The following is an 11,777-nucleotide window of genomic DNA, read 5'->3' on the forward strand; positions in this document are numbered from 1 at the left end:
CCCGTTACTTTGCAGCACCACCCACGACGGTCTGTGGCTGCCATTTACCGTTCACGACTTTGTAAACAGTGAAGGATGGATTTTTGAGGTTGCCTTGCGCATCAAAGGCGATTTGTCCGCTCACGCCGGCATAATTGATGTTACGCAGTACCGGCAGGTATTGGCTTGCATCCGCAGAATTGGCCTCTTCAATCGCAGCAATCAACACGCGTGTAGCGTCGTAGGCAAATGGCGCATGCAGTTCAATGTGAGTGTGATAGCGAGACTGGTAAGCTTGCTCAAAGGCTTTACCACCCGGCATTTGATCTACCGGTAAGCCCGGTTCCAGCGCAACAACACCGTCCCCTTCTTTTTGCGCCAGTGTCAGGAAGGTCTGACTAACAAACCCACCCGCACCCATTAATGTTGCGTTCATACCAAGCTGTTTAATGCGGCGCGCCAGCGGTGCGGCTTGGCTGTCAACGCCTCCGAAAAACACCAAGTCAGCATTTTTGCTACGAATAGCCGTAAGTACTGCACTGAAGTCTACAGTTTTATCGTCCACATACTGGCGGTCAACGATTTTGACGCCCTGCGATTCCAGCGATTTGATGAACTCATCCGCCAGCCCTTGGCCAAAAGCAGTGCGATCGTCGATGACTGCAATACGCTTCGCTTTTAGCGTTTTAACTGCATACTGACCTGCATAGTTACCGCCATCATCATCATGACCCATGACGCGGAAGCTGGTATCAAAGCCTTGCTGCGTGTAGGCGTGCCCTGTGGCGACCGGAGCCACCTGCGCGATGCCAGCATCATGATAAATCCGCGCGGCAGGGATACTGGTTCCTGTATTCCAGTGTCCCACCACCCCGGCCACACCGCTGTCAACTAAGCGCTGTGCAACGGCAACCGCAACACGTGGATCAGACTGATCATCTTCCGACTGCAATTTGAAGGTCACAGCTTTGCCACCCACGGTCGGGTGCGCTTTATTGGCATCATCGATCGCCAGTTGAGCACCGTTCTCCAAATCCTTGCCGATACGCGCTGAAGGTCCCGTGAGTGGGCCCGCCAGACCGATCAGGATGGTTTCGTCAGCATGTACAGGCACCGAAGCAGCCATACCCGCCAGAAGCAGTGCAGTGCTGATGGTACTCATTTTGATTGTTTTCATAGTGTTCCCTGATGTTGGTGAAGTTAAATGGGCAATTCGCCCAGGTAAATTTGTTGAATACGATCGTCGTTCAGCAACGCATCCGAGCGCCCCTGATAGGGTATGGTTCCACTGTCCATCACCCAAGCGTGGTCGGTGGCTTGCAGCGCCAGCCGCGCGTTTTGCTCGATCAGCAGTAATGTGATGCCAGTGGTACGCAGAGAGTGAATAACCTCGAAGATGCGCTCCACCATGATGGGCGCCAGCCCCATGGAGGGTTCGTCCAGGATGAGTAATTTCGGATTGCTGAGCAGTGCTCGGGCAATCGCTAAAAGCTGCTGTTCCCCACCGGAAAGCAGCCCAGCCAGCTGCTGTTTTCGTTCAGCAAGGCGAGGAAACTGTTCCATTAGCTGCGCAATGTGGTGGCGAACATGGGTGCGGTCACGGCGGTGCCAGGCTCCCATTTGCAGATTCTCCAGCACTGTCATGCGCGTAAAAATTCCGCGTCCTTCCGGTACCAGCACAATGCCTTTTTGGACCAACTCATTGGGATGCAAACCTTTGATGGATTGCCCCTGCCAGAAAATCTCGCCGGAGTAAGGCTGCAAACCGCAGATAGCGCGTACGGTGGAGCTTTTACCTGCGCCGTTCGCGCCGATAAGCGTGCCCCGCTCTCCCGGCTGCAAACTTATATTGATGCTTCGTACGGCCTGTATGCCGCCGTAATGCACGCTAAGATCCTTGATCTGTAACGCAGGCTCAGACATGTGCATGGCCTCCCAGATAAGCTTTGATCACCGCAGGATGGCGACGCACCGTCTCTGGATGGCCAGATGCAATCACTTTGCCGTAGTCCAGTACCGAGATGTGATCGCACAATCCCATCATCAATTTCACATCGTGCTCAATAATCAGCAGCGTTTTACCATCGTCCCGAATGCGGCGCAGCAAACCACCTAGCGCGACTTTTTCTGCCGCATTCATGCCCGCTGCGGGTTCATCCAGCGCCAGCAGTTTGGGATCCGATGCCAACGCCCTGGCGATTTCCAACCGGCGCTGATGGCCGTAAGCCAGGTCGCAAGCGCGATAGTGGGCAAACTGAGCAATACCGGTGTATTCAAGCCACTGCCATGCCAGTGTTTCGGTCTCACGCTCTTCAGCACGCGCGCGGCGATGGCGGGAGAGAGCGGCCCACAAACCGTTACGTGTCCGGACATGCCTGCCGATCATCACGTTTTCCAGCACACTCATCTCGTTGAATAAACGCAGATTCTGAAAAGTACGCGCGATACCCGCTTGCGTGACTTTTTCTATTCTTTGCGGGGTATAGGGTTTTCCCGCAAGGTCAAATTCGCCACTGTCAGCTCGGTATAACCCGGTGATGAGATTAAAACAGGTGGTTTTGCCAGCACCATTCGGCCCAATTAGCCCATAAATGTCGCCCGCCTTAACGTTCAGGCTGACATCATCAACCGCTTTAATACCGCCAAAGTTTTTATGCAAATGACGCACGCTCAGCAGATTCATGATGCCACCCCCGGATGACGCACCGGCCAAAGGCCATGCGGCCTGAACAGCATCACCAGTACCAGCGCCAGGCCATAAAACAGCTGACGTAAAATTTCCGGTTCAATGATCACGCTACCAAACAGTGCCTGCTGCAATGGAATCGCCTGGCTTCTCAGTACTTCGGGCAATGCAGAGAGCAACACTGCACCAAGAATGACGCCCGGCACATGCCCAATTCCGCCCAAGACCACCATGGCGAGAACCACGATTGACTCGTTCAACGTAAACGACTCCGGTGAGACAAACCCCTGGAAAGACGCGAACATCACCCCGGCTACGCCACCGAATGACGCCCCAAGCGCAAATGCCAGCAGCTTGAAGTTACGGACGTTGATACCCATGGCACGCGCCACATCCTCATCTTCACGAATTGCGTGCCAGGCGCGGCCAATGCGCGAATGTTGCAACCGTAAACAGATAAAGATGATGACCGCGATGAGCAGCGCGAAAAGGTAATACCATAAATAGAGTGCCGGAATTTTTTGGCCCAGCAGGTGGTAAGTGCCACTGAATTTCAGGCCAAACAGATTCAGGGAATCAATACCTGAAATGCCTTTTGCACCATTCGTGATATTGACCGGACGATCGAGGTTACGCATCAAAATACGGATGATTTCACCAAACCCCAGTGTGACGATCGCCAGATAGTCACCACGTAATCCCAGCGTGGGTGCGCCCAGCAGAATGCCGCAGATACCCGCAACAAAAGCGCCTAACGGCACCAGCCACAAATAGGAGGTATGCATGCCATGGGAGAACATGGGCTGCAAGGCGGGAAAGGCATCCAGAAGATGCGGTGACGCCAGAAGCGCCGCGAGATAGGCACCCACGGCATAAAAGGCAATAAACCCCATATCCAGCAGGCCCGTAAAGCCCACAACAATATTCAACCCTAATGCCAACATGATGTAGAGCAGAGTAAAATCAATCACCCTGACCCAGTAATTACCACCCGTGGCAGATGCAAGCCAAGGCGCAATGAGCATGCCCACGATCAGTAATAACAGGCCTGAATTGAGGCGGCGTTTGGGTACATTTTCAAATGAAATAGCGCTCATAGTCTTATCCTCAGGCACGCTGTGCCACGCGTTCGCCTAACAACCCTGCTGGTCGGAACACCAACACCAGAATTAAGACAATGAAAGCAAAAACATCCTGATAATTACTGCCAAAGACGCCATGCGTTAGCTCTCCCAGATAGCCCGCGCCCAGCGATTCAATAATACCCAGCAGTACTCCGCCCACCATGGCACCACGAATATTGCCAATCCCGCCCAGAACCGCAGCAGTAAAGGCTTTGATTCCCGGTAAGAATCCCATCGAGAATCCGGCATTGCCGTAGTTACTTGCCATCATGACTCCTGCCAGAGCGGCGAAAACACCCCCGATGGCAAAGGTCAACGTGATGATGCGGTTTGGGTTGACGCCCATCAGGCTGGCTACGCGAGGGTTTTCAGCAACGGCACGCATACCGCGCCCCAGCCGAGTAAACTCCACCAGCAACCACAACCCTGCCATGGCGCTCAAGGCCAGCAGGAAGGTGACAATACCGGTAACAGTAATAATGGCAGGGGGATGCTGTGCATCACCGGCGGTGATCGCTATCGGATCCATCGATAAAACTTGCGGGAACATCAGCGGATTGCGGCTCCAGATGATCATCGCGCAGGTCTGGAGCAGGACAGAAAGGCCAATACCACTGATCAACGGTGCCAGGCGCGGAGCATTGCGCAAGCGGCGGTAAGCAAAGCGCTCAATACCCATTGCTAGTAGCGCGCAAACACCCATTGACAGCAGAGTGGCAATCGTTAGTACGACCAGTGCATTTAAGTGTGGGAAATGTTGAGTAAGCAACTGCATCCCAGACAGGGTAGTCAGTGCCCCAGTCATCAAAATGTCGCCGTGTGCAAAATTAATGATGCGCAAAATTCCGTACACCATGGTGTATCCAAGCGCTATCAGGCCATAAATGCTGCCAAGCATCAGGCCATTAATCAGTTGTTGTATAAATGTATCCACAGTAGTTATCCGGAATTAGCGGTTGCGCGCTTAACATCCGATAATTGAGCAAAATTGTAAAATACGTATATATTCTTACTTATGGCAAAATGAATTACCTATAACCATATGATTTAAGTTAACTTATTTTCAACCAGAGAGTTTCCACCGCTGAGAAATAGTGGTTTATATGAGAAAAACAGAACAATCAATCGATGATGATTTCGCATCACATACAGAGTTTTCGGATGATCCACCTTTACGCGCTGTACGCGTGTTCGAAGCCATCGCGCGTTTAGGTAGCTTGAGTGCAGCGGCGCAAGAGCTAAATATCTCGCCTTCTGCGGTGAGCCATCAGCTTCGTGTGTTGGAAAACTTTTTGCAGCTGCCGCTAACCGATCGCCAAGGCCGCCGGCTGGTTCTTAGTTCGTCGGGCAGGGAATATTACCGCTCCATTCGTTCTGCATTTTCGGTACTCCGACAAGCGACAGGGCATATCATGGAGCAAAATCCCTCACGCAAAGTGACTATCAGCCTGATTCCCCTTTTTGGCATGAGTTGGTTTATTCCCAGGCTGCCTAAATTCTCGAATATCCATTCGCAAATTGAAATTAACGTGGTGTATGCCAATCACCGTAATTATCACAGCGATGCCTCTGACCTTTCTATTCGCTTCGGTACCGGACAATGGGCGGGATACAATGCAGAAAAGCTGATCTCCGGGAAAATGGTGCCAGTTGCCAGCAAGGATTTTTTACGCACACATGGCTATATCGATACTCCTGAAATCCTGGCACAAACAAAAAAAGTGCATGATGAGGAGAGGAATGCATGGCAGCAGTGGTTCAACAGTCTCGATATCACGCATTTCAGGAAAGAGGGTCCCATCTTTGAAGATGGGTTGCTGACGTTGGCTGCGGTGCGCGCCGGTCTGGGATGTGGCCTGTTGAGGGAGCCGATGATCGCCCCTTTTCTTGCATCAGGCGAACTGGTGAAGCTTTTCGACCACGAAATCGATGATGGCAGGGACTATTATTTATGTACTCGACAGAATATGGATCTGTCTGAAGACAGTCGATTGCTGCAGAGATGGTTGTACGGTGAAGCAAAGGGTTCAGAGATGAATCAAATCATAATAAACGCTAAATAACTCACAGGTTGTCAGCGCAGCTGACAAGATTATACCTACATACACGATGCATTATATGATGATCAACCTATGTGTGACATGAATTCTATAAGCCTCGAAACGTTGGTGAAATCAAGTCAACCGCGCCATCGGTAATGGCAGCCTCTCTTGACCTGCTTCCCATTGATTAACACACCGCAAGGTTAGCAATATCTTCATCCGTCAAATGAGTACATCCTCATGAAGAATCCTTTTCCGACGATAATGTCATCAATATTGTCCGCGAGGCCGAACCCGGGGTTACGGCCCTGAAACTCTGCCGCAAGCATGCTATTTCAGGTGGCTCTGGGCCGAAAAGATCCAGTTTGCCAAATATTGCAATCTGTTCCGGGAGTGGGTGTTCTGACAGCATTAAGTTTTAAAACGTCAATTGACGACCCCTTTCGCTTCAGACGTGTAAGCGATGCCGGAGCCTTCCTCGGATTAACACCCAAAAAGTACCAATCCGGCGAGGTTGACAGAAATGGGGGGATCTCAAAGCAGGGAAACCGAATGACACGCACGCTTCTCTACGAAGCAGCATCATGCCTTTTAACCCGTTACGGCACTGATACAAGCCTGGCAATATGGGCAAATGAGCTCCGACACAGAATGGGCTATAAGAAGGTTATTGTTGCATTGGCAAGGAAACTGGCAACATTGATGTTGAGTATGTGGAAGTCAGAAACTTTTTATAATGAACGCCTTAACGCGGTAAATTAATAAGCGAAAAGTCATGATCAATTAGAGTGAGCTCGTCTTTAAATTCAATTCCGGGACACGCTTTGCAGGGTAAAAGCCTTGCGAGAATCACATAGGAATGAAGACGATGTCTTGCAACATGTTGTAGCATCAACAGATGACTACGAAGACGACAAAGACCCCATCTGACCCTGATATTGACTGATTAGACAACAAGCGGGTATACCGCATTTATAACCTTAACGGCTGGGGTGTAAAACGCAGGCGACGCCGTAAGGGTCTGCCGACTGATTGCAGCTGACATGAAGCCGGTTATGCCTAGATCATATTCGGGGGCAGGGTCAACAACCCGATATTACAAACTGACGTTGTTATCTACTACTTGGGGCGTCAGTGACAATAGTAGCGATCACCAAATGCACGAGGCCGCACACATCAGTTTGTAGAACCTGCTTCGATTGGTGGTCATTCTGGTGGTCTTGACAGGGAGAGCTTTCAGCATTAGCTTACTTATTAGCCAGTTACTGGCAAAGGCGATCTCAGTCAGAGGAGCCAAATTAGAAAAGCCCGCTTAAGGAAACTTAAGCGGGCTTTTTGCTTTTACTAAAATCAGTACCAGCAGCAGCTGTGGTGCGGTAGAAGTCCCCCGCAAGCTACTCAGTACCAAAATCCTGCTTAATATCACAGGATTTCGGCACGGGTTCAGCCTGACTGCTTTCAGACCTTGAGCAGTTTTACCGTGGCATCCACGTCTATCTCATCTTCCGAAAAGATGAGCGTCCCGCCCTGGAAGGTGGTGATCGCCAGTTTTTTTAGCGTGCGCATTTCATCTGGCTTCGCGGCTGTTTTCGGCTTGATGCTGTTCATCAGTACGCCAACAGAGAGCACCGTATTTTCTTTATCAATACGGGTATTGGCAGGGACTTCTTCGCTGTAAACCAGGTAAGATTTGATCGCCGTGAGCTTAAGGCGCTCGCCCGCGATATAGATATATTTGCTTTCCGGCAGGACTTTTACCGCATAGGCCGACAAACCCTTGTTGTTGGTCGTGGGTTCGAACGTTACCGCCGCATCTTTTTTAATCAGATCAGGGTTGGCGACCTTAATCACATGGAAGTAACGGTTGTCACCGTTCTCATCTTTGATAAATCCAAAACCTTTTTCTTTAAACCAGGTTGTGATCGTTCCGTTCATCGCCATTACCGCCTACTTAATCGTTTATCTACTGAGTTTTTTGCAGCGCGCAGTGTAAATCACAATGCCTGCGCAGACTACGTCTTTGCTTTAAGTCTGGACGATAAATTTCAGCTCTGCGAGAGAGTCACGGCCAGCCGGATTCGTCAGTCGACTGAAAATCCGTTATCATCCGCTCCCCTTCTTCATCCGGTAGCCTGATGTCTGCGATTTTCGATAGCTTTATTGCCCCGCCGTGCCATGACCAGATAGAGATGCTCTGGCAGGATGAGCATCTGGCTTTGATCAATAAACCGGCCGGGTTGCTCAGCCTTTCGGGGAAAAATCCGCAAAACCTTGATTCGGTACATCATCGGCTGGTGCAGCTATTTCCCGGCTGCACCCTCGTTCACCGCCTGGATTTTGGCACTTCCGGACTGATGGTAATCGCACGAAATAAAGCGGTTAATGCCGCGCTCTGCCAGCAGTTTAGCCAGCGCGCCGTCACCAAAAGGTACAGCGCATTGCTCTGCGGACATCTCGAAGACAACGAAGGCGTGATCGAGGCGGCGATTGCCAAAGATCCGGCGCTGTTCCCGCTGATGTCGATTTGCGCAATCAACGGCAAGCCCGCGCGTTCGTGCTATCGGGTCATTGAGCGGTTTTATAAGGAGCTGGAGGATGGGACGTTACTGCCGTTGACGCGGGTACAGCTCACCCCGGAGACCGGGCGCACCCATCAGCTACGCATTCACTGCCAGCTGCTGGGCCACCCTATTTTGGGCTGTGACCTGTATGGCGGTCTTCTGTTGCCAGGCACTGCACAGACGCCACGGCTGATGCTGCACGCCAGCGAGCTGGATTTTGTTCATCCCGTTAGCGGAGAGCAAATCAACGGCCGCAGCGTGAGCCCGTTCTGATTACCACATCAAATCATCAGGCACTTTAAAGTCAGCATAGGGATCTTCTTCATCCTGCTCTTCCTGACTCAGCGTGCTGTTTAATACGATGCTGCTTGCGTCACGCTGCGCGATTTTATCGGCCACGCTCGCTGGGATAATCGCGTATTGTTTCTCGCCGCTGTTTTCAGCAACCAAACAGGCAATGGCGAGACGACCGCTAATCAGCTGTGCCTGCGTCGCCTTATCCACAACGATTTTTTTAATTAAATTATTATCGGTGAAGTTAAAATCAATATTGCCTTTTGAAATGACAATTTTGTTCATTTCAATCAGCTGTTTCACCTGAGCTTTGTATTCTTTCGACAAGGCAGCTTGTTTTTGCTGTTCACTCAGCTGCTTATCACGCTCCAGCTGCGCTTTTTTATTCTCTTCCACCGCTTCTCTGGCCTCACGAGCCTGAACCCGTGATTTTTTAGCCGTCCTTTGAATTTTGTCCATTTTTTTGCTGGTCACTAATCCAGCTTTTAGCATCTGCTCTTGTAAGGTGAGTTTTGTCATTTTCGTATCTAAGCCTGTTGAAGAATGCGTGGGATTATACCTGTAAATGGTGAGCAGCCCTTAGTTTTTAGCCAGCACGCGTTTATGTTCTTCATCATAATTAAATGATATCTGTGCACCATGTTCGTTTGGCAACCTGCGCGCTTCAAGAAAAACAGATTTCCAGTACACGTTATCCAGTGAGGATCGCATCACGCCCTGGCTGGCGGAAGCGTGCAGGAAATAACGTTCGGTATCGTAAAAACCGACGTGCATCTGTCGATTAATACGGAAAAAAACCAGGTCGCCGGGCTGCAAACGATCGGGATCGATACGTTTACCCATCTGAATTAACTGACTGGTGGTCACGCGTTTCATCGGCAGGTTGAAGCGATCTTTAAGAGTGCGCCAGACAAAGCCAGAGCAGTCCATGCCCGAAAGCTTTGTGCCTCCCCATTCATAGGGCGTGCCTTCCCACGCGTACATTTGGTCATGTAATGCTGCGATGACCGGGATAAGATCCGGCTCGCTGGCCCGATGGGCCGTTTTATCTTTTGCGCGGCTGTCTGCTTCTTCAGGAGTATGGGAGGAACAACCCGCCACAATCATAAGGGCCAACGCCGTTATCGTACGAAAGAGGGTTAAATGATGCATCTTTTGTTTGTTGACTCCTGAATATTAGCCCTGAATAACAGGGAAATAGCGACAAATTTTGGGAAACATCATCGGTTTGCCATTGTTATAAAGCATTCATTTTTACTTAAATTTACAGCAGATCCTGCCACGTCATAATCAGCTTCGCGGGTAGCGGTTGCGCCAGCAGTGCGGCATCCGGCTGCCAGCTATCCCAGTCACGGAAAGCACTAAAATTAAGGCCGGTCAGGGTTTCCAGCGCGCTGACGGAGACACGGTATTCATCCACATTGGGCACCGTTTCGGGCTGCGCCCGCGGTAACACGCGGCGCGGCTCATCCAGTAGTTTGTCCTGACTGACCAGCAGCGCAGTGGCCTGAGGCTTCCCTTGTGGCCCGGTACGCAGAACGACTTTCCAGAACATCAGCGGCACCTGTAAATCTGCATACTGCCGGCTCCGATCGTTAAGCACCGGGCCGGTAAGAACGCTGATCCGTTTTTTTGACTGCAATACGCCGAATTCAAGAATATAGCGCTCAACGCCCTGCCAGTACTGCACACTTTGATTGAAGCGGAAATGCTGCGGAGAGCAATTGGTAAAGTGAAAGGTGTCTTTGTTAGCGCGAACGGCTTCGGCGGCGCTGCCCCAGGTCGGATCGCTACGACGGGTAAGATGACCGCGATCGAACCAGCGGCTGAACTCGCTGTAAAAAGCCTGTCCGGTCACGTAGCGGCTGTCGATGCGGCTGTCTTCATACCAGCGGTCTCCCTCCGGTAACAACGAAGGCTGCCCGCTGTCGCGATCGATGTTGATGTAGCTGGCCCCATCAATGTTGGTTGCGGTAAAAAAGGCCAGTTTTCGTTCGGCGCTCATTAACAGCGAAAAATGCTGATAGTCGAGCCTGGCTTCAGCGCCTTTGCTACCGTCGCGCAAGGGTGCCACTTCCGCTACACGCGGTGCGATGATAGCGGCAATATCAACAGATGTACCAAGAAAATCCGCCTGAAAGCCATCGCGATTGCGGTAATTTTCATCCGGTGGCGCAGCACTGGCAACAGACCGCAGCGGCGTGGCATCAGAGGTTAACGCCTGCATCAGCTGCGTCTGCATTGCAACAGAAAGCTGCGGCAGTTCGCCTTTCAGCCAGTCGGTTAACGCGCTGAGACGAATGCCTTCGTTAACCCACTTGCCGTTGTCTTCAACGCCACCATGATGTAGCGCCACCAGCTGCCAGCCGTCATTAAATACGGGTGCGCCGGACGATCCGCCCTCGCTGTCGGCCTCGTAATGCAGAAACTGCTCGTGCCGTGCCAGCAATGCGTTGTTGCGCAGCGTGATCTGCTGTGGCGCGCCGCCCGGATGATGAATCAGATTCAGGTTGATACCCAGCGCATGCTTATCGTTGCGATCGTTAAGCGACAGCGGCAATGGCGCCTCGCCGCTGCCGTTAACGGCTTCGCCCAGCGCGATCAGCGTGCAGTCATACTCTTCTGTCGGGCTGGTAAGCCAGAAGCGGTCCGCGTCCACCGTATAAAGTCGGCCATCAATGATTTCGCCCGTTTCGCTTTGACGATAGCCGAACTGCACGGTTATGACACCCTGCGCAGACGGTTCAGGTAATAAATGGTGATTAGTGATAAAGAGGTTGCCATGCGTCAGAAATCCACTGCCCTTCGGCACGCCATCTTCCCTGATCAACGCCACCGCTCGCGCCGAAGTTATCCCCTGCTGCAAAAAAGAAACCGGCAGCAGATCGTTAGTATCCCCCACGATCACGCTTTGCCGGGTCCGTTGCTGAAAAGCGTAGCGCTGCGCGCGTCGCCGATCCGGCTCTGCCTGCTTTCCCTGTGCAAGCGCTGCGCGCGTCTGTTGTCGTTGCTCTGCGGTTAGCGCCAGTCGTGAAGCGATCAGCGCTGCATTGTGGTTAGTCATTTGCCTCTCCATGATAAAGGTGTGCCG

General features: G+C 51.6%; 12 protein-coding genes and 1 pseudogene. 4 read left to right on the forward strand and 9 right to left on the reverse strand.

Annotated features, from left to right (window positions below; translation table 11 throughout):
• Nucleotides 1-4: 4 nt before the first annotated feature.
• From EHV07_RS14520 to EHV07_RS14540, 5 genes are all read right to left on the reverse strand, one after another.
• Complete coding sequence (locus EHV07_RS14520) at nucleotides 5-1,156, reverse strand: branched-chain amino acid ABC transporter substrate-binding protein (RefSeq protein WP_147198720.1); 1,152 nt, start codon at nucleotides 1,154-1,156, stop codon at nucleotides 5-7.
• 23 nt (nucleotides 1,157-1,179) lie between these two features.
• Complete coding sequence (locus EHV07_RS14525; RefSeq protein ID WP_147198721.1) at nucleotides 1,180-1,902, reverse strand: ABC transporter ATP-binding protein; 723 nt, start codon at nucleotides 1,900-1,902, stop codon at nucleotides 1,180-1,182.
• Nucleotides 1,895-2,662: an ABC transporter ATP-binding protein gene (locus EHV07_RS14530; RefSeq protein WP_147198722.1), complete on the reverse strand. Its 768-nt coding sequence runs from the start codon at nucleotides 2,660-2,662 to the stop codon at nucleotides 1,895-1,897. The genes EHV07_RS14525 and EHV07_RS14530 overlap by 8 nt, the downstream gene beginning before the upstream one ends.
• Nucleotides 2,659-3,690, reverse strand: coding sequence for a branched-chain amino acid ABC transporter permease (locus tag EHV07_RS14535; protein ID WP_371419695.1), 1,032 nt, complete (start codon nucleotides 3,688-3,690; stop codon nucleotides 2,659-2,661). The genes EHV07_RS14530 and EHV07_RS14535 overlap by 4 nt, the downstream gene beginning before the upstream one ends.
• An 82-nt stretch (nucleotides 3,691-3,772) precedes the next feature.
• Nucleotides 3,773-4,723, reverse strand: a complete 951-nt coding sequence (locus tag EHV07_RS14540; protein ID WP_147198724.1) for a branched-chain amino acid ABC transporter permease — start codon at nucleotides 4,721-4,723, stop codon at nucleotides 3,773-3,775.
• A 169-nt stretch (nucleotides 4,724-4,892) separates the two neighbouring features.
• On the opposite strand from EHV07_RS14540, the gene EHV07_RS14545 reads away from it, so the two are divergent.
• The 3 genes and pseudogenes from EHV07_RS14545 to EHV07_RS24935 all read left to right on the forward strand — a co-directional run bounded on the left by EHV07_RS14545 (nucleotide 4,893) and on the right by EHV07_RS24935 (nucleotide 6,593).
• Nucleotides 4,893-5,852 (forward strand): LysR substrate-binding domain-containing protein, encoded by a 960-nt coding sequence (locus tag EHV07_RS14545; protein ID WP_147198725.1) that lies wholly within the window; start codon nucleotides 4,893-4,895, stop codon nucleotides 5,850-5,852.
• A 306-nt stretch (nucleotides 5,853-6,158) separates the two neighbouring features.
• Nucleotides 6,159-6,371, forward strand: a pseudogene (locus EHV07_RS25205) (transposase); the annotation flags it as partial.
• A gap of 12 nt (nucleotides 6,372-6,383) precedes the next feature.
• Nucleotides 6,384-6,593 (forward strand): hypothetical protein, encoded by a 210-nt coding sequence (locus EHV07_RS24935; protein WP_254446251.1) that lies wholly within the window; start codon nucleotides 6,384-6,386, stop codon nucleotides 6,591-6,593.
• 696 nt (nucleotides 6,594-7,289) lie between these two features.
• Here the strand turns inward: EHV07_RS24935 and EHV07_RS14555 are convergent.
• A complete protein-coding gene (locus EHV07_RS14555) occupies nucleotides 7,290-7,772 on the reverse strand; it encodes a cold-shock protein (RefSeq protein ID WP_147198727.1) in 483 nt (160 codons plus the stop codon).
• A gap of 194 nt (nucleotides 7,773-7,966) precedes the next feature.
• On the opposite strand from EHV07_RS14555, the gene EHV07_RS14560 reads away from it, so the two are divergent.
• Nucleotides 7,967-8,665, forward strand: coding sequence for an RluA family pseudouridine synthase (locus EHV07_RS14560; protein ID WP_147198728.1), 699 nt, complete (start codon nucleotides 7,967-7,969; stop codon nucleotides 8,663-8,665).
• Here the strand turns inward: EHV07_RS14560 and EHV07_RS14565 are convergent, their stop codons facing one another.
• The 3 genes from EHV07_RS14565 to EHV07_RS14575 all read right to left on the reverse strand — a co-directional run bounded on the left by EHV07_RS14565 (nucleotide 8,666) and on the right by EHV07_RS14575 (nucleotide 11,750).
• Nucleotides 8,666-9,205 (reverse strand): DUF2058 domain-containing protein, encoded by a 540-nt coding sequence (locus EHV07_RS14565; protein ID WP_147198729.1) that lies wholly within the window; start codon nucleotides 9,203-9,205, stop codon nucleotides 8,666-8,668.
• Between the two features lie 60 nt (nucleotides 9,206-9,265).
• Entirely contained in the window at nucleotides 9,266-9,838 is a 573-nt protein-coding gene (locus tag EHV07_RS14570; RefSeq protein ID WP_147198730.1) for a C40 family peptidase, read from the reverse strand.
• Nucleotides 9,839-9,950: 112 nt separating this feature from the next.
• Nucleotides 9,951-11,750 carry a DNA/RNA non-specific endonuclease gene (locus tag EHV07_RS14575; protein WP_147198731.1) on the reverse strand — a complete coding sequence of 600 codons (1,800 nt, stop codon included), beginning with the start codon at nucleotides 11,748-11,750 and terminating at the stop codon, nucleotides 9,951-9,953.
• Nucleotides 11,751-11,777 lie beyond the last annotated feature (27 nt).

This window comes from Pantoea sp. CCBC3-3-1 (assembly GCF_007981265.1).
In the GTDB taxonomy this organism is placed as follows: Bacteria; Pseudomonadota; Gammaproteobacteria; order Enterobacterales; family Enterobacteriaceae; genus Erwinia.

Coding starts and splice junctions, on each gene's coding strand:
- EHV07_RS14520 (WP_147198720.1), bottom strand. CDS start 1,156: ATGAAAACAATCAAAATGAGTACCATCAGCACTGCACTGCTTCTGGCG.
- EHV07_RS14525 (WP_147198721.1), bottom strand. CDS start 1,902: ATGTCTGAGCCTGCGTTACAGATCAAGGATCTTAGCGTGCATTACGGC.
- EHV07_RS14530 (WP_147198722.1), bottom strand. CDS start 2,662: ATGAATCTGCTGAGCGTGCGTCATTTGCATAAAAACTTTGGCGGTATT.
- EHV07_RS14535 (WP_371419695.1), bottom strand. CDS start 3,690: ATGCTCATTGCGCCTTGGCTTGCATCTGCCACGGGTGGTAATTACTGG.
- EHV07_RS14545 (WP_147198725.1), top strand. CDS start 4,893: ATGAGAAAAACAGAACAATCAATCGATGATGATTTCGCATCACATACA.
- EHV07_RS24935 (WP_254446251.1), top strand. CDS start 6,384: ATGACACGCACGCTTCTCTACGAAGCAGCATCATGCCTTTTAACCCGT.
- EHV07_RS14555 (WP_147198727.1), bottom strand. CDS start 7,772: ATGGCGATGAACGGAACGATCACAACCTGGTTTAAAGAAAAAGGTTTT.
- EHV07_RS14560 (WP_147198728.1), top strand. CDS start 7,967: ATGTCTGCGATTTTCGATAGCTTTATTGCCCCGCCGTGCCATGACCAG.
- EHV07_RS14565 (WP_147198729.1), bottom strand. CDS start 9,205: ATGACAAAACTCACCTTACAAGAGCAGATGCTAAAAGCTGGATTAGTG.
- EHV07_RS14570 (WP_147198730.1), bottom strand. CDS start 9,838: ATGCATCATTTAACCCTCTTTCGTACGATAACGGCGTTGGCCCTTATG.
- EHV07_RS14575 (WP_147198731.1), bottom strand. CDS start 11,750: ATGACTAACCACAATGCAGCGCTGATCGCTTCACGACTGGCGCTAACC.